The organism is uncultured Algibacter sp., from assembly GCF_947487575.1.
Taxonomy (GTDB): Bacteria; Bacteroidota; Bacteroidia; order Flavobacteriales; family Flavobacteriaceae; genus Algibacter_B.
In genome coordinates, this window is sequence record NZ_CANKXG010000007.1 from 156,159 (window position 1) to 172,903 (window position 16,745).

Sequence of the window (16,745 nt, forward strand, 5' to 3'; positions counted from 1 at the left end):
TAAATGAACTTAATTAGAAAAATATTATTCCCAATAGTTCCGATTTATTATTTGATAACTTGTTTTAGAAACAAGCTATACGATTCTGGTATTAAAAAATCCACTTCATATAATTTACCTGTGGTTTGCGTTGGTAATTTAAGTGTTGGTGGTACAGGAAAAACCCCATTGATTGAATATTTAATTAAGGTTTTAAAAGAAGATTATAAAGTTGCTACATTAAGCAGAGGTTATAAACGAAAAACCGAAGGTTATCAATTGGCTGATAATAATGCTAGTGCAGAATCTATTGGAGATGAGCCTTTTCAGTTTTACTCTAAATTTAAAGATGACATTCTGGTAGCTGTAGATTCTGATAGACGTAACGGTATTCAAAATTTACAAAAAGAAAATCCGGACGTTGTACTTTTAGATGATGCCTACCAACATAGAAAAGTACAAGCAGGTTTCAATATTTTATTAACTACCTACTCTAACCCGTATTTTAAAGATATTGTTTTGCCAACGGGTAATTTAAGAGAACCAAGACATGGCGCTAATCGTGCCCACGTTATTATGGTTACTAAATGCCCTAAGACTTTAAGTAAAATCGAAAAAGCGGAAATTATTAAACATATAAAACCTGAAAAGCACCAGCATGTTTTTTTTAGTTCTATAGCGTATTCTGAAACATTGTTTTCTGCTGAAAAAACGAATAAAATAAATAATTTGAAATCTTTTGTTTTGGTAACAGGGATTGCAAATGCAAAGCCATTGGTGAATTTTTTGAAAGACAAAAACTTAAATTTCGAGCACTTAAATTTTAAAGACCACCATAATTTTACTAAAGCGGATATAAACAATTTAGAAAGAAAAGACTTAATTGTTACTACTGAAAAAGATTTTATGAGATTGAAGCAATATGATTCCCTAAGAGACAAACTTTATTATTTACCTATTACAGTAAAAATCGATAACGAATCTAAGTTCAATCAACTTGTTAAAAATTTTGTTAAGCGCTAGTTGATTTGTTTTTTTTACTAGCTAATGCGTTATAAAGTTTTTTCTCAAATTCTTCTTGCTTAAATGGCTTAGGAATAATATCTGTAAACCCTGCTTCATCAAATTCATGCATCTTATCTTCAATTGTTACTGCTGTTAACGCAAAAATGGTGAGCTCTTTATCAAATGCTCTAACACGTTTAGTAGCTTCCATGCCGCTTATTCCTGGCATATGAATATCCATTAAAATAATGTTGTAATCATTGGCTTTTATTTTTTCAACAGCTTCTTCACCATTGTCAACAATATCACATTTAAGTTCCATTTTAGTTAAAATCTTTTTGGTAATCATTTGATTGATTTTATTGTCTTCAACAACAAGAATTTTAACTTTTGATAAATCTATATCACTTTCATTACCATCAAAATAGGCAACTTTATTTTCTTCAATTTCTTCAATATTTGTATGTTCTACTGGTATTTCAAAATAAAATGTTGTTCCTTCATCTAATTCACTTTTCACGTAAATTTTTCCTTTTAAGATGTCTATTAGCCCTTTTACGATAGAAAGGCCTAAACCTGTACCACCGTATTTACGGTTAATCTGAATAGAGCCTTGAGAGAAACTTTCAAACATGTGGTCTTGTTTCTCTTGGCTAATACCAATACCATTATCTTCTACTTCAAAACGAAGTGTATAAATTTTACCTTCCTGTTCAATTTTATAAACACGGATCCAAATATCACCATCTTTAGTAAATTTAATGGAGTTGCCAATTAAATTAATAAGGATTTGAGAAATTTTCAGTTGGTCGGCAATAAAGTTTTCGGGTAAATCTTTATCGTATTCAAAGTGAATTTTAATGTTATTATCTAGTGCTGAATTATTAAGCGCTAAGACTATATTATTTATTTTCTTTTTTAAACTAAAAGATTCTGGTTCAATATCAACTTTGTTGGCTTCAATTTTATTTATTTGAAGAATATCATTGATAAACGTTAAAAGGTAATCTCCAGAAAATTTAAGCGATTTTAAATGCTGTACTTGTTCGGGTCTTGGGTTTTCATCCAATAACATGTTACTTAATCCTGTAACGGCGTATAATGGTGTTCGTAACTCATGGGTTACGGTAGATAAGAAATTTGCTTTGGTTTTTGATGCTAGTTCGGCTTTTTCTTTGGCAATAATAAGCTCTCCATTTTTTTTATGAAGCATATTATTAGTTTTTAACCTAATGTTGTTGTTTTTGTAAAGTGATAAGGTTAAAAGTGATAAAATAGTAATTAAAGCAACACTTAAAATAGAGATTAATGTCCCTAGATTTTTATCGTCTTCAGCTTTTTCTAATTTTTGAACGACCTCTTTGTTTTTTTCAATTTCTTCATTTAAACGGAATTGGGTTTCTTCATTTCTTGAAGATTTAATTCGAGTTAGTGATCTAATAGAATCTGAAAGGCTTAAGTGAGCATATAAATAGTTTCTAGACTGTTTGAAATTTTCTAGATTATTATGTAGGTTACTTACAATTAAAAGACCTTCGTTAGTAATATTAGTTAACTTATTGCTTTTTGATATTTTAAGACCATCTAAAGCAACTTCTAAAGCTTTTTCATCGTTACTTAGTTTATTGTATACTTTGGCGTGGTTAATTAGTGCTTCACTTTGTATTTTAAAGTAATCGTACTTTTTAGCCATGGCTAAAGATTGCTCTATAATATCTCTTGCTTTTTTATAATTTTTTAACTCAAAATAAGTTTTCCCTTCACGAAGTAATGTTTTAGCTAATTCTTCATTTAAATCTTCTTCTTCAAATTTAGATTTTGCTGCAGTATATGAGTCTAACGCTGAATAATAATCTTTTTTAGCTAAATAAACATCACCAAAAGTTTTGTAAGAATTACCAAGATTGGCATTGTCGTTTATTATACGTTGAATTTCAATAGCCTTATTTAGAGATTTTATGGCTTTATCCTCTTCTTCTATAATAAGCTCTAATCTACCTTTTATGGCATATATAATCCCAAGACTTTTTTTGTTTCCTGCGTTTTCAGCTAAACTTAGAGCTTCATTCAAGTTTTTTTTTGCCTTATAATAGTTATAGTTTTCTAACTCTGCCTGAGACTGTGTAATACGGTAATTAATATTATTTTGAATTAATTCAGGATCTTCATCAATAGCTTTTTGTGCAATTGCTGAGATGCTAAGTAGTATAAAAACAATATATATGTAGTTTTTTATTTGGGGCATTTTGATTAGTATTGCGGACAAATATAACTATTTTATCGATAAAATACACTTTTTTACCGATAAATTACATATTAAATCGATTATTCTCTGAGAATACCCCGTTTCATTATCATACCAACTAATTATTTTTACCATATTTCCAATAACAGATGTCATTTGCGAATCGAAAATACATGAATGTGGGTTTCCAACTATATCTATAGAAACTATAGGGGCTTCAGTATATTCTAAAATACCTTTATATGTTTCTTTAGATGCGGTTTTAAAGGCATGGTTAATATTTTCTATCGAAACTGTTTTTTTTACATTAAATGTAATGTCTGTTAAAGAGCCATTTATAACAGGAACTCTTATGCCACAACCTCCAATTACATCAGAAAGTTCTGGAAATATTTTAGTTAATGCTTTAGCTGCACCTGTTGTTGTGGGAACTATAGATTGACTTGCTGCTCTTGCACGTCGTAAATCGCGATGTGGTTGGTCGTGTAAACTTTGGTCGGTAGTGTATGAGTGAATCGTAGTAATATAAGCTTGATTAATACCACATAGTCTATTGATGATATCAATCATTGGTGCGGCGTTATTTGTAGTACATGAAGCGTTCGAAATTATAGTTTCACTACCATCAATACTATCGTCATTTACTCCTAATACTATGGTTTTAATATCATCCTCTAATGGAGGGACACTCAAAACAACTTGCTTTGCTCCGTTGTTTATATGTTGTTGTAGGTCTGCTACTGTTTTAAATTTCCCAGATGATTCTATAACGAAATCAACATTATAGGGTGACCAATTAATATCTTTTGGGTGTTTTTTATTTAATAATGGAATACTTCTATTATTAACAATAATATGGCTTTCGTTATTTGTAATATCAGCATTAAAAACGCCATGCACACTATCGTACTTAAGCAAATGACTTAAGGTTTTTGCGTCGGCTAGGTCATTAATAGCAACAACCTGAATATTTTTATGGTTTTGTAGTAATTTAAAAACACGTCTTCCAATTCTACCAAAACCATTGATAGCAACATTAATCATCTTTAATTTATGTGTTTCTGTGCTTTATATGACGACCTTACTAAGGCACTACTTTCTACATGGCGAAATCCTAATTCCAAGCCAATCTCCTCGTATTCTTTAAACTGGTTGGGATTTATAAATTGTTTAACAGGTAAATGTTTTTTACTTGGTTGAAGGTATTGGCCAATAGTTACCACATCAACATCATTGGCTTTTAAATCATGAAGCGTTTCAATAACCTCTTCTCTGGTTTCTCCCAAACCTAGCATAATTCCAGATTTTGTGCGTCGTTGCCCTTGTTGTTTTAAGTACTTTAAAACACCCATGCTACGGTCGTACTGCGCTTGTATTCGAACCTCGCGGGTTAAACGGCGTACAGTTTCAATGTTGTGAGACACTACTTCTGGGGCCACTTTAATAATTCTATCTATATGTTTTTCAACACCTTGAAAATCTGGAATTAAGGTTTCAAGAGTTGTTTCTGGGTTCATTCTCCTTACAGCTTTAACTGTTTCGGCCCACATAATGCTTCCCATATCTTTTAAATCGTCTCTATCAACACTTGTTAAAACGGCATGCTTAATTTGCATGATTTTTATTGAGCGTGCTACTTTTTCAGGTTCATCCCAATCCACAGTTTCTGGCCGTCCTGTTTTAACACCGCAAAACCCGCAAGAACGTGTGCAAATATTACCAAGTATCATAAAAGTTGCAGTACCCTCACCCCAACATTCACCCATATTTGGGCAACTACCAGATGTACAAATAGTGTTCAACTTGTATTTATCGACCAAACCTCTTAGTTCTGTGTATTTTTTTCCAGTTGGAAGTTTAACACGAAGCCATTTTGGTTTTGCTTGACGTTCTGGTAAAATATTCGAAGTAGTTTCGGTATTCATATTTCTAAAATATAGATTGCAAAGATACGAAGTATTCTTTTAAACTTAGTTTTAGAAAGCTACACGGAAATGTAAAAAAAGTAAAGTTTTTTGGGCGTTACCACAAGGGTCGGGCTTTACGTTACAAGTCCTCGCTCGTACCTCGCTGTGGGCTTTCCTCTTCAATCCCTAACGCTGGGTAGTACGTTATTCAGAGTGTTTTATTTTTCTCTAATAATTTCAGCCAATAGTTTTTTTGCTCTAAGAAGTTTTACCTTAATATTACTCATAGGTTCCTTGAGTTCTTTTGAAATCTCCTTATAACTTAACTCTTGAAAATAACGCAAGTTGATTACCTCTTGATAGTGGGGCTTTAGTTTCTTAATGTCGCGAAGCAATTTAGCTAAATGTTGTTCTGTTATCAACTTATCTTCAGCAGAAGGCGATTCATCTAAAACTTTAAATGCACCTCTGTCATCTTTTGAAATAACTTGAGTGATTGAATTTTTTTCTTTTCGCAATAAGTCAATATGAATATGCTTCGAAATGGTTATTAGCCAAGTTTTGAATGTGTATTTTTCATCAAAAGTATTAATCTTATCAAAAGCTTTAGAAAATGTTTGAATAGTGATGTCTTCAGCATCATTTTCATTTTCAGTACGTTTTAGCTGAAAACCATAAACATTATCCCAAAATCTATCTAATAAATAATTAAATGCTTTTTGGTCGTTGTTTTTTGCCCTCGAAATGGCTTCCTCTATTTCCAATGGTTAGGTTTTGAGATAAGATTATTTATAAAGATAGTTAATTGTGTTATAATTAGAAAAATTTCAAGAAAAGGAAGAAAAATTAATAAATCTAATTCATTTAGTTTTTTTGATGAAGCTCCTAATATTATAAACTGTAATATAATTCGGAAAATGAATAAACAGAGTGCAATTTTCCAGTTAAATAAAGTTAGCAATAATATTAATGCAAATAACCAAAACAATAAATTTGAAGCATATAAGAGTGCTAGTAGTGCTTTGTGTTTCGTTTTGTAATGTTTTGCTGTTGAAACATGACGTCTTTTTTGTTTAAACCAATCTTTAAAGGTAGTTTTTGGTAGGGATTCAGTAAAACTTCCTTTTGAAAAACAAATAGCTGTATTTTCTTTAGTGGCTATTTGGTTAATAAATAAATCATCGTCACCAGAGCGTATTTTTATATGGTTAATAAAACCATTAGCATCAAAAAATTCCTTTTTAGTGTAAGCTAGGTTTCGCCCAACACCCATATATGGTAATCCAAATTTGGTAAATGAAAAATAGTTTACCGCAGTTATAAGGGTTTCAAAACGAATCAATTTGTTTAGCAATGATTTTTTAATTTTTGAATAGGAGCCGTAGCCTAAAATAATAGATTTTTTATTGCTGAAATGACTACTCATCTCTTTTAGCCAATACTTTGATGCGGGTTTACAATCGGCATCAGTAAATAAAAGAAAATCATTTTTTGCAGCTTTTATACCAAGAGTTAGCGCGTATTTTTTATTTCCCCAAAAGGCTTCAATGCCTTTTACATCAACAACCTTTATATTATCATGTAATTTCGAAAAATGATGAATAACATCCAGAGTACTATCATTTGATGAGTCATTGATAAGAACAATTTCAAAGTCAGGATAATCTTGGTCAATAATTGAAGAAAGAAATGCTTTTAAGTTTTTAGCTTCATTTTTAGCACAAATAATAACAGAAACGGCTATGTTTTTTGGAGTAACTTTTTTTGGTTTTAAGAACGCAAATCTACCAAAGATAAAAACATAAAAAATAGCTTGAATAATTACTACAGTTATAAATCCGTAGAATACAAAATCAAGAAACCCCATAGAGAACTATGAATGTTGAGGTTCGTTACAATCTGCATATTGATCTGGTGTTTTTCCACAAAAACCACAAGATTCACCTTCTTTATTTAACATAGGGTTTTGACTAGCGCAAGTTCCTGCAAACTTACCATCTTTTTTTGCCCAAATTTTAATGGCAATTCCTGCTATTCCTAGTCCTAAAAGTATAATGGTTATTAAAAGAAGTTTCATTGAGAATTGTAATTATTTATGCAAAGATAAGATTTTAGTTCATAGTTTTTTATAGAAATGCTAAGGAAACTTATGTGACTATATTAGTGTTTTGTGTCTAAATTTTAATTACTTGTACATTTCGAATACTAACTAATTTAAAATTATTTAATCATGAAAAAATTATTTGCAGAGTTTTTTGGAACATTTTGGCTTGTTTTTGGAGGTTGTGGTAGTGCTGTTTTTGCAGCAGGTTATCCAGATTTGGGTATCGGATTTGTAGGTGTGGCTTTAGCCTTTGGTCTTACCGTTTTGACAATGGCTTATGCTGTTGGGCATATTTCTGGTGGTCATTTTAATCCCGCTGTTTCTTTAGGTTTGTGGGCTGGGGGAAAATTTGAAGCTAAAGATTTATTGGGTTACATTATTGCTCAATTAATAGGTGCTATAGCTGCAGCTGGAGCTTTATACTTAATACTAACAAACAAATCAGATTTTGTTTCTATTGGAGGTTTTGCTGCAAATGGCTATGGTGATTTATCACCAGATGGATATTCTATGACAGCGGCTTTAATTGCAGAGTTTTTATTAACTATGTTTTTCTTGTTAATTATTTTAGGTAGTACTAATGTAAGAGCTCCTAAAGGGTTTGCGCCTATTGCTATTGGTTTAGGATTGACTTTAATACACTTAATAAGTATTCCAATAACAAATACATCTGTTAACCCGGCGCGTTCTACTAGTCAAGCCTTATTTGCTGGAGGTGATTTTACTGGACAACTTTGGTTGTTTTGGGTGGCTCCTATTGCGGGTGCTATAGTTGCTGGATTTATTCACAAAGCTTTATTTGATAAAGAATAGTTATTGGATTTATCAAACTTAAAAAGCCTCAATTTACTTAGTAAAATGAGGCTTTTTGTTGTATTGCTATTAATCTTATTGTAAGCTAATTTGTGCTACAGAATTTTGTGTTGATGCAATAGTATTACCACCCTTAGGCTCAATAGTAATACTTAATGCAAGTGCATCCTCCATATAAGGTATGTTTCTAAGCTTTCTATCGGCTTTATCTAAAATACCTAAGTTTACCATTTTTCCTTGTAACTCTGCCCATATTTGGTAGCATTGTTCTTCTGGTAATTCTGGTAGTGAAACCACATCAATCATAGATGTTTTTTCTTTAGGATTAATATATGCTACCGTTTTTAAATCTTTAGCACGCTCATTCCCTTTAATAATGTACTTTTCAGTTTCAGGATTATTAAGCTTTAAAAGTTGTCGCATAACTTTATCAAGCATGGCATTGTTTTTTGCAATGTCACTTCTCAAATCTTCAATTTCTTCATCAACTACAACAGTATCGCTTTGTAATTTTTGATTTTGATTGTAAAAATATGTGGAAGTACCGGCAAAAATTAATGCAGCAATACTTGCGGCAATACTAAATTTATACCATTTTTTATACTTATTAACTTTAGTTAATTTAATAACAGGTGCATCATCAAGTTCATCCAAAATAGTATTTAAGATGCTTGTTGGTGCTTCAACTGCATTTGCTTTTGCAACCACTTCAAGATTGTGCTGTGCAGTATTGTATGCATTTTCTATTTCTGGATATCTTGTTATGTAAGACTCCACCATTTCTGTTTCTGCAGAAGTAGTTTCACCTAATAGATATTTGTCTAATAGGCCAGAATTTAAAAAAGTAGTTATTTTCTCATTCATGACTGTATTTGTTGAGGGGCGTAAATTTTTTTTAATTCACGTAACCCAATTTTTAATCTCGATTTTATAGTTCCTAGCGGGATATTTAATTCATCACTAGCTTCTTGTTGTGTCATGCCCTCAAAAAAGAGCGCATTTATCACTATTTGATATTTATCATCTAAGCTGGTTAGATGTTTCTTTATGTCTAAAACATCCTGGTTTAGCTCGTTGGATGTTACTTTATATACGGACGAAGTTTCCATTTGGACTTCATTATTGTTTTTATTTTTTTGTGATCGTATTTTATCAATAGCAGTATTGTATGCAATTCTGTATAACCAAGTAAACAATTTGGCCTTACTTGAATCATATTTTTTAGCATAGCGCCAAATTTTTATAAAACTTTCTTGAAGCACATCATGAGCAGTGTCATTATCAGTAATTACCTTTTTAATGACTCCTAATAAAGCATCAGCATAGTTTTCATATAGTAGACTAATAGCTTTTTTATCGCTATTCTGTAATAAATTAACTATTTGTTTTTCTATAGGTGAAATCAAGATGGGTTAGTTTTAAAGAATACTTTTTGTTGGTACTGTTTTATCAAAGTTAGAAATTTCTTTTAGAAAACGTTTAAATAGGCTCGTTATTATAAGATATTTACTTCAGCTTCAATAAATATACCAAAAATTCGTTTAACCGTTTTTTGAATTAACTTAGAAAGATTGAGTATTTCTGTGCCTTTGGCATTACCATAGTTAACGAGAACTAAAGCCTGGTTTTTATGTACACCATAATCATCAAATCGCTTACCTTTAAACCCGGATTTTTCAATAAGCCAACCAGCAGGAATTTTAACTTCATCTTCTGAAATAGGATAACTAGGTATATCTTCAAAATTCTCTTTAAGCGTATTGAAATGTGTTTTTGAAATAATAGGGTTTTTAAAAAAACTCCCACTATTTCCAATCTCTTTTGGGTTTGGTAATTTACTTTCTCTGATACTTATTATTGCTTTTGAAATATCTTGAATTTTTGGATTACTAACTCCCATCAATTCTAATTGAGATGTAATTGCTCCATATTTAATATTTAAATTATGTTTGTTTTTGGTTAATTTAAAATTGACACTTGTAATTATAAACTTGCCTTTTGCCTTTTGTTTGAAAATTGAATTTCTATAACCAAATTTACAATCCGATTTAGTGAAACATTGTAGCTTTTTTGTTTCCAAAGAAATGGCTTCACACATTTCAAATGAATCTTTTAACTCAACACCATAAGCACCTATGTTTTGAATAGGAGCGGTGCCAACATTACCTGGTATTAATGATAAATTTTCAAGACCTCCAAAATCATTTTTAATGCACCAAAGCACAAATTCATGCCAGTTTTCACCAGCATTAGCTTTAACAATAACGGAGTTTTCATCTTCAGAAATTATAGCTATACCTTTTAGGTTTAAGTGAATAACAAGTCCTTCAAAATCTTTTGTAAGCAACATATTACTACCACCACCTAGTATTAGCTTATTTGTGTATGCTTTTAAAGATATAATATGCTTTAAATCATTAATGTTACTTACCGAAACAAAATGTTTTGCATTAACATCAATACCAAATGTATTGTACGGTTTTAAAGATATGTTGTTTTGAATCTGCACTAGCCTTTATAAACTTTTAAAGCTTCTTTTAAAATGTGTACAGCTTTAACTAAGCTTTCTTCATTAAGTACGTAAGCAATTCTAATTTGGTTTAAACCTATATTAGGAGTAGAGTAAAATCCGCCAGCTGGAGCTACCATAATTGTCTCATTATCAACATGGAAATCCTCCAAAAGCCACTGCGCAAAATGATCAGAATTTTTTAGTGGTAATTCAGCAATACAATAAAAAGCACCCTTTGGTTTTACTACTTTTACACCATCAATTTTTTGTAATTCAGAAATTAAAGTATTCCTACGATTAACATATTCTTCAATAACATCATCAAAATAACTCTGTGGTGTATCTAAAGCGGCTTCGCTAGCTATTTGAGCAAGGGTTGGAGGGCTTAATCTAGCTTGTGCAAATTTTAACGCTGTTTGAATGATATTTTTGTTTTTTGAAACCAGACAACCAACTCTAGCACCACACATACTGTAACGCTTTGATACAGAATCAACAATGATTGCATGTTCTTCTATCCCTTTTTCCTCCATAATCGAGTAATGGGTATTACCATCGTATACAAATTCTCTATAAACTTCATCGGCAATTAAAAACAGGTCATGCTTTTTTACAATCACAGCAAGTTTTTGTATTTCTTCTTTTGAATAAAGGTAACCTGTTGGGTTTCCAGGGTTACAAATTAGAATAGCCTTAGTTTTTGGTGTAATTAATTTTTCAAATTCCTCAATTGGTGGTAAAGCAAAATTATCTTCAATTCTTGAATTCACTGGAACTACTTTTACGCCAGATGAAATTAGAAACCCGTTATAATTGGCATAAAAAGGTTCAGGTATAATAATTTCATCATCAACATCCATTACAGTGCCAAAGGTAAAAAGAAGCGCTTCACTTCCTCCAGTGGTTACAATAATATCATCGTGGTGAACTGAAATGTTATTTTTTAAATAATATTTGGCTATCTTTTTTCTATACTCTTCAGAGCCTTCAGATTTTGAGTAAGATAAAATTTCTATGTCATTTTGCTTAATAGCTTGTAAAGCAATTTCAGGAGTTTTTATATCTGGTTGCCCAATATTTAAATAATAGATACTTTTCCCATTTTTAGTAGCCTGTTCAGCATAAGGGACAAGCTTTCTAATCGGAGAAGCTGGCATTTCACTTCCTTTTTTAGATATTTTTGGCATTGTTTAAGGGTTTAAAATGCTAAGTTGAGGAAATTATCTTAAAGTTTTTTTAAAAAACAGTAGTAAATAACTATGCTATACTAAAGATTTGTAAATTGATTATATAATTAATGGTTTTCTTACCTATGGAAAAAAGGCTTATTCTAATATTTTTTTTTAGTTGCTTGGGATTGTTAAGTTTTTCACAGGATAAATTTATAATTCAAAATAAGAAACAATCAGATAAAGTAAAATTCAAATTAATCAATAACTTAATTATTTTTCCTGTTGAAGTTAATGGTGTTACACTTTCTTTTTTGTTAGATACGGGTGTAAGTAAGCCTATGATTTTTAATTTTTTAAATGTTTCTGATACCCTAAAAATAAAGAATACAGAAACCATTTTTTTAAGTGGCCTAGGGGAAGGAGAATCGGTTGAAGCTTTAAAATCTAGAAATAATGTTTTTAAAATAGGAGATGCTTTAAAGCTAAATCAAGACTTATACGTTGTTTATAATAATAAATTGAATTTTGCATCCAAAATTGGGAGCCCAGTTCATGGTATTATGGGGTTTGATTTGTTTAGGGATTTTATAGTAGAGATAAACTATTCGACAGGTTATTTGAAATTTACCGCTCCAGAGAAATTTCAATATAAATCATGTAAAAAGTGCGAACGTTTTAATTTAGAGTTCTATAATCGTAAACCTTATATAAATGCTCAGGTTAGGATAGAAGAAAAGCAAATTCCTGTTAAATTATTGATTGATTCTGGTGGTAGCGATGCGCTTTGGTTATTTGAAAATGATTCCTTGGGCATAAGGTCTAATGACGCTTTTTTTGTTGATTTTCTTGGCCATGGACTTAATGGAAGTGTATATGGAAAACGCTCAAAAGTGAATTCGTTTTCACTAAAAAGCTTTGTACTTAACAATGCCAATGTTGCATTTCCAGATTCTACTTCTATATCATTGGCAAAACAGATTAAAAATCGTAATGGTAGTTTGTCTGGTAATATTTTAAAACGATTTGATGTTATTTTTGATTATCAGAAAGCATTAATAACTTTAAAAAAGAATAGGTATTTTAATGAAAAATTTAGTCATAATAAAAGCGGTATTGAATTAGAGCATGATGGTGTAAGGCTTGTTAAGGAAGTTGATAATAAGTCTTTAAAAGATAGTAATGTTTTTGGAAATGACGATGCCCAGAATAACAATACTAGAATCGTCTTAAGTACACAATATAAATTATCATTAAAGCCTGCTTATGTTATTGTAGAATTGCGTGAAGATTCCCCAGCAAAAAACGCAGGTTTACTTATTGGAGATGTTGTTGTTAGCATCAATAATAAGCGGGTGTATGAATACTCTCTACAACAAGTTATGCAAATGTTTTATGATGATGCAGGCAAAAAAATTAAATTAAAAGTAGATAGAGATAGTAAGTATTTAACTTTTCAATTTCAATTGCAAAAACTATTTTAAAAAAAAAGAGCTTGAATATCTTTTCAAGCTCTTTTAATTTAGTTTAAGTGTTTTTTTATTGTTCCATTACACTTTTTTCTTTTTTGTCAAGTAAACTTACTTTACTCGGGTCTATAACTAAACCTTTAATTTTTAAAGCAACCGTAGGTGTTTTTGCATTAGACATTACAGTAATTGTTTTTCTAATAGGATTTACTCTATTGGTATCATATTTTACTATAATCTCTCCAGTTTCACCAGGCATGATAGGGTCTTTTGGTTTCGAAGGAACCGTACACCCACATGATGATTTTACGTTTGATATAATAAGTGGCTCATCACCAGTATTAGTAAATTCAAAAGTTCTTACACCATCAGCACCTTTTTCAATAGTACCATAATCAATGGTTTCTGCTTTAAATTCAATTTTTGCTTGCGCGTTAACACCAAAACTGATTAATCCAATAAATAAAATAGTAATTAATTGTTTCATGACTTTATTTTTTTGTTCTTATTTTTTTTGTTTTTTAACCCTTTATTTAATAGGGTATGTTGCTTTTTTTTGGTTTAAAACCTAGTCAAACATAGTCACTTTTTCCACAATCTGCAAAAATAATAGACGTAATGCAGACATATTAACATATTCAACTCGGTTAAAAGTACGTATGGTTTTCTTTATGTTTCTTTAAAAATCCTTGTTTCTATATGTTTTATAAACCTTTATAGCTTTTGTAGAAAAAAGAAATATAAGTACTTTTGCTCATCAATATTCAAAAACTATTCCAAAGTATGCAAATTCCATCAAAATATGATGCTAGTCAGGTAGAAAGTAAGTGGTACGACTACTGGATGACAAACAATTATTTTCATTCAACACCAGACGAAAGAGAGCCGTATACTATAGTTATTCCGCCACCAAACGTTACTGGCGTGTTGCACATGGGGCATATGCTTAATAATACCATCCAAGATGTTTTAATACGTCGTGCGCGCTTATTAGGTAAAAATGCATGTTGGGTGCCTGGTACGGATCATGCATCAATTGCTACAGAAGCTAAAGTAGTTGCTAAATTAAAAGAACAAGGCATTGATAAAAATGATTTATCTCGAGATGAGTTTTTAAAGCACGCCTGGGATTGGACAGAAGAATATGGTGGTGTTATTCTTGAACAACTTAAAAAATTAGGATGTTCTTGTGATTGGGACAGAACTAAATTCACTATGGATGATGACATGAGTGAAGCTGTAATCAAGGTTTTTGTTGATTTATATGAAAAAGGTTTGATTTACCGTGGTTATAGAATGGTAAACTGGGACCCAGAGGCTAAAACAACCCTTTCTGATGAAGAAGTAATTCATGAAGAACGCCAAGGAAACTTATATTATTTAGAATATAAAATTGAAGGAAGTGATGATAAGCTAACTATAGCTACCACGCGTCCTGAGACTATTTTTGGGGATACAGCAATTTGTATTAACCCTAATGATGAGCGTTTTTCGCACTTGCGTGGAAAGAAAGCTGTTGTGCCAATCTGTAATCGGGTAATTCCTATTATTGAAGATGATTACGTAGACGTTGAGTTTGGTACAGGGTGTTTGAAAGTAACGCCTGCACACGATGAAAATGATAAGAATCTTGGTGATAAACACAAACTAGATGTTATTGATATTTTTAATGAAGACGCTAGTTTAAACAGCTTCGGATTGCATTATGAAGGTAAAGACCGCTTTGTAGTTAGAAAAGAAATTGCTAAAGAATTAGAAGAAAACGGTGTTTTAGTTAAAACCGAAACGCATATTAATAAAGTAGGAACATCAGAAAGAACTAAAGCCGTTATTGAACCTAGATTAAGTGATCAGTGGTTTCTTAAAATGGAAGATTTGGTAAAACCTGCCATTAAATCTGTACTTGAAGATGATGATATTAAGTTATTCCCAAAAAAGTTTGAGAATACCTATCGCCATTGGATGGAAAATATACGTGATTGGAATATATCACGCCAACTCATGTGGGGGCAACAAATTCCAGCTTATTTCTATGGCGACGGAAAAGAAGATTTTGTAGTAGCTGAAACCATTGAACAAGCAGTACTAAAGGCAAGAGTGGCGGCTAATAACCAAGAGTTAACAGCTAACAGCCTGCGTCAGGATACTGACGCGCTAGATACATGGTTTTCATCATGGTTATGGCCAATGAGTGTGTTTGACGGTATTCGAAACCCTGAAAACGAAGAGATTAAATACTACTATCCAACAAATGATTTGGTAACAGGTCCGGATATTCTTTTCTTTTGGGTAGCACGTATGATTATTGCAGGTTTTGAATATAAAGATGAAAAACCTTTTGAGAATGTTTACTTAACAGGATTGGTTCGCGATAAGCAACGTCGAAAAATGAGTAAATCTTTAGGAAACTCTCCTGATGCCTTAAAGCTTATTGAGGAATACGGTGCAGATGGTGTTCGTGTTGGTTTATTATTAAGTTCTGCAGCGGGAAACGATTTAATGTTTGATGAAGCCCTTTGCCAGCAAGGAAAAGGCTTTGGGAATAAAATTTGGAATGCCTTTCGATTAATTCAAGGGTGGGATATTGATAAAACTATTCCGCAACCAGAAACTGCAAAAGTGGGCTTAGAGTGGTATGAAGCTAAGTTTCAAAAAGCATTAGTTGAAATTGAAGATCATTTTAGTAAGTACAGACTATCTGATGCTTTAATGGCAATTTACAAATTAATCATGGACGATTTTTCATCTTGGTTATTAGAAATCATTAAGCCTGCATATCAAAAACCAATTGACGCTATAACATACAAAGCGGTAATTGAAGCTTTTGAGAATAATTTAAAAGTATTACATCCTTTTATGCCATTTTTATCAGAAGAAATTTGGCAATACATTTCTGAAAGAACTCCAGAAGAAGCATTAATTGTTGCTAAATGGCCAGAAACAAAAGCTGTAAATGATACTTTAATTGAGGGGTTTGAGTTTGCTTCGGAAGTGATTTCTGGAATTAGAAACATTAGGAAACAAAAGAATATTGCGTTTAAAGATGCCATTGGTTTTTCAGTAATAAACAATGAAAAAACAAATACTACTTTTAATGGGGTTATAGCTAAATTAGGAAACCTAGAAAATATAGAAGCTACATCTGAAGCTATTGATGGCGCTTTGACATTTAGGGTAAAATCGAACGAGTATTTTATACCCATGGTTGGCGCTATTGATGTTGAAGCTGAAATTAAAAAACTTACTGAAGAGTTAAATTATACTGAAGGCTTTTTAAAATCGGTACAAAAGAAGCTGTCTAACGAACGTTTTATTGCAGGAGCACCAGAACAAGTGGTTGCAAGCGAAAAGAAAAAAGAAGCAGATGCTTTAGCCAAAATTGAAACTTTAAAAGCTAGTTTGTTTAGTTTGAAGTGATTTTTTGAGAAGATTTGTTAGCGGTTACGTATATGAGCAATTGTGTGTGGTTTAGCATTAAACTTTGCAAGTACACACCAGACTGAAAATCCGATAGAATTTTCAGAAGTAGACGAGAACAAGCA

General features: G+C 31.5%; 15 protein-coding genes. 4 read left to right on the forward strand and 11 right to left on the reverse strand.

Annotation, left to right across the window (positions count from 1 at the left end; translation table 11 throughout):
- The first annotated feature begins 3 nt into the window (after positions 1 to 3).
- Entirely contained in the window at positions 4 to 1,002 is a 999-nt protein-coding gene (gene lpxK / locus Q0870_RS09395) for a tetraacyldisaccharide 4'-kinase (protein ID WP_298554975.1), read from the forward strand.
- Here lpxK and Q0870_RS09400 read toward each other — a convergent pair.
- The 6 genes from Q0870_RS09400 to Q0870_RS09425 all read right to left on the reverse strand — a co-directional run bounded on the left by Q0870_RS09400 (position 992) and on the right by Q0870_RS09425 (position 7,213).
- The gene (locus Q0870_RS09400; RefSeq protein ID WP_298554978.1) at positions 992 to 3,229 is read right to left on the reverse strand and encodes an ATP-binding protein; all 2,238 of its coding nucleotides are present in this window, start codon (positions 3,227 to 3,229) and stop codon (positions 992 to 994) included. The two genes, lpxK and Q0870_RS09400, sit on opposite strands and share 11 nt — an antisense overlap.
- A gap of 27 nt (positions 3,230 to 3,256) precedes the next feature.
- On the reverse strand, positions 3,257 to 4,273 hold the full coding sequence (gene gap, locus Q0870_RS09405) for a type I glyceraldehyde-3-phosphate dehydrogenase (protein WP_298554981.1): 1,017 nt from the start codon (positions 4,271 to 4,273) through the stop codon (positions 3,257 to 3,259).
- 2 nt (positions 4,274 to 4,275) lie between these two features.
- A complete protein-coding gene (gene lipA, locus Q0870_RS09410; RefSeq protein ID WP_298554984.1) occupies positions 4,276 to 5,154 on the reverse strand; it encodes a lipoyl synthase in 879 nt (292 codons plus the stop codon).
- Positions 5,155 to 5,354: 200 nt separating this feature from the next.
- Positions 5,355 to 5,900: a sigma-70 family RNA polymerase sigma factor gene (locus Q0870_RS09415; protein WP_298554988.1), complete on the reverse strand. Its 546-nt coding sequence runs from the start codon at positions 5,898 to 5,900 to the stop codon at positions 5,355 to 5,357.
- Positions 5,891 to 7,003, reverse strand: coding sequence for a glycosyltransferase (locus tag Q0870_RS09420; protein WP_298554991.1), 1,113 nt, complete (start codon positions 7,001 to 7,003; stop codon positions 5,891 to 5,893). The genes Q0870_RS09415 and Q0870_RS09420 overlap by 10 nt, the downstream gene beginning before the upstream one ends.
- Positions 7,004 to 7,009: 6 nt before the next feature.
- The gene (locus Q0870_RS09425) at positions 7,010 to 7,213 is read right to left on the reverse strand and encodes a membrane or secreted protein (protein WP_298554993.1); all 204 of its coding nucleotides are present in this window, start codon (positions 7,211 to 7,213) and stop codon (positions 7,010 to 7,012) included.
- Positions 7,214 to 7,366: 153 nt separating this feature from the next.
- On the opposite strand from Q0870_RS09425, the gene aqpZ reads away from it, so the two are divergent.
- Positions 7,367 to 8,053, forward strand: a complete 687-nt coding sequence (gene aqpZ, locus Q0870_RS09430; RefSeq protein ID WP_298554996.1) for an aquaporin Z — start codon at positions 7,367 to 7,369, stop codon at positions 8,051 to 8,053.
- 75 nt (positions 8,054 to 8,128) lie between these two features.
- On the opposite strand, the gene Q0870_RS09435 is transcribed toward aqpZ, so the two are convergent.
- The 4 genes from Q0870_RS09435 to Q0870_RS09450 all read right to left on the reverse strand — a co-directional run bounded on the left by Q0870_RS09435 (position 8,129) and on the right by Q0870_RS09450 (position 11,752).
- Positions 8,129 to 8,917 carry an anti-sigma factor gene (locus Q0870_RS09435; RefSeq protein WP_298554998.1) on the reverse strand — a complete coding sequence of 263 codons (789 nt, stop codon included), beginning with the start codon at positions 8,915 to 8,917 and terminating at the stop codon, positions 8,129 to 8,131.
- Positions 8,914 to 9,459, reverse strand: coding sequence for an RNA polymerase sigma factor (locus Q0870_RS09440; RefSeq protein ID WP_298555003.1), 546 nt, complete (start codon positions 9,457 to 9,459; stop codon positions 8,914 to 8,916). Before Q0870_RS09440 ends, Q0870_RS09435 begins: the two co-directional genes overlap by 4 nt.
- An 89-nt stretch (positions 9,460 to 9,548) precedes the next feature.
- Positions 9,549 to 10,562, reverse strand: coding sequence for a UDP-N-acetylmuramate dehydrogenase (murB, locus tag Q0870_RS09445; RefSeq protein ID WP_298555006.1), 1,014 nt, complete (start codon positions 10,560 to 10,562; stop codon positions 9,549 to 9,551).
- Entirely contained in the window at positions 10,562 to 11,752 is a 1,191-nt protein-coding gene (locus tag Q0870_RS09450; RefSeq protein ID WP_298555008.1) for a pyridoxal phosphate-dependent aminotransferase, read from the reverse strand. The genes murB and Q0870_RS09450 overlap by 1 nt, the downstream gene beginning before the upstream one ends.
- A gap of 170 nt (positions 11,753 to 11,922) precedes the next feature.
- Here Q0870_RS09450 and Q0870_RS09455 point away from each other — a divergent pair, with 170 nt between their 5' ends.
- Entirely contained in the window at positions 11,923 to 13,218 is a 1,296-nt protein-coding gene (locus tag Q0870_RS09455; RefSeq protein WP_298555010.1) for an aspartyl protease family protein, read from the forward strand.
- A 55-nt stretch (positions 13,219 to 13,273) separates the two neighbouring features.
- Here Q0870_RS09455 and Q0870_RS09460 read toward each other — a convergent pair whose 3' ends face one another.
- Positions 13,274 to 13,690, reverse strand: coding sequence for a DUF1573 domain-containing protein (locus Q0870_RS09460; protein ID WP_298555012.1), 417 nt, complete (start codon positions 13,688 to 13,690; stop codon positions 13,274 to 13,276).
- A gap of 296 nt (positions 13,691 to 13,986) precedes the next feature.
- Between Q0870_RS09460 and Q0870_RS09465 the strand changes: the two genes are divergently transcribed.
- Positions 13,987 to 16,620: a valine--tRNA ligase gene (locus Q0870_RS09465; RefSeq protein ID WP_298555015.1), complete on the forward strand. Its 2,634-nt coding sequence runs from the start codon at positions 13,987 to 13,989 to the stop codon at positions 16,618 to 16,620.
- Positions 16,621 to 16,745 lie beyond the last annotated feature (125 nt).

Excerpts from the sequence above, each read along its gene's own strand:
- lpxK (WP_298554975.1), top strand. The coding sequence starts at position 4 with ATGAACTTAATTAGAAAAATATTATTCCCAATAGTTCCGATTTATTAT.
- aqpZ (WP_298554996.1), top strand. The coding sequence starts at position 7,367 with ATGAAAAAATTATTTGCAGAGTTTTTTGGAACATTTTGGCTTGTTTTT.
- Q0870_RS09420 (WP_298554991.1), bottom strand. The coding sequence starts at position 7,003 with ATGGGGTTTCTTGATTTTGTATTCTACGGATTTATAACTGTAGTAATT.
- Q0870_RS09400 (WP_298554978.1), bottom strand. The coding sequence starts at position 3,229 with ATGCCCCAAATAAAAAACTACATATATATTGTTTTTATACTACTTAGC.
- Q0870_RS09450 (WP_298555008.1), bottom strand. The coding sequence starts at position 11,752 with ATGCCAAAAATATCTAAAAAAGGAAGTGAAATGCCAGCTTCTCCGATT.
- gap (WP_298554981.1), bottom strand. The coding sequence starts at position 4,273 with ATGATTAATGTTGCTATCAATGGTTTTGGTAGAATTGGAAGACGTGTT.
- Q0870_RS09435 (WP_298554998.1), bottom strand. The coding sequence starts at position 8,917 with ATGAATGAGAAAATAACTACTTTTTTAAATTCTGGCCTATTAGACAAA.
- Q0870_RS09465 (WP_298555015.1), top strand. The coding sequence starts at position 13,987 with ATGCAAATTCCATCAAAATATGATGCTAGTCAGGTAGAAAGTAAGTGG.
- Q0870_RS09425 (WP_298554993.1), bottom strand. The coding sequence starts at position 7,213 with ATGAAACTTCTTTTAATAACCATTATACTTTTAGGACTAGGAATAGCA.
- Q0870_RS09460 (WP_298555012.1), bottom strand. The coding sequence starts at position 13,690 with ATGAAACAATTAATTACTATTTTATTTATTGGATTAATCAGTTTTGGT.
- lipA (WP_298554984.1), bottom strand. The coding sequence starts at position 5,154 with ATGAATACCGAAACTACTTCGAATATTTTACCAGAACGTCAAGCAAAA.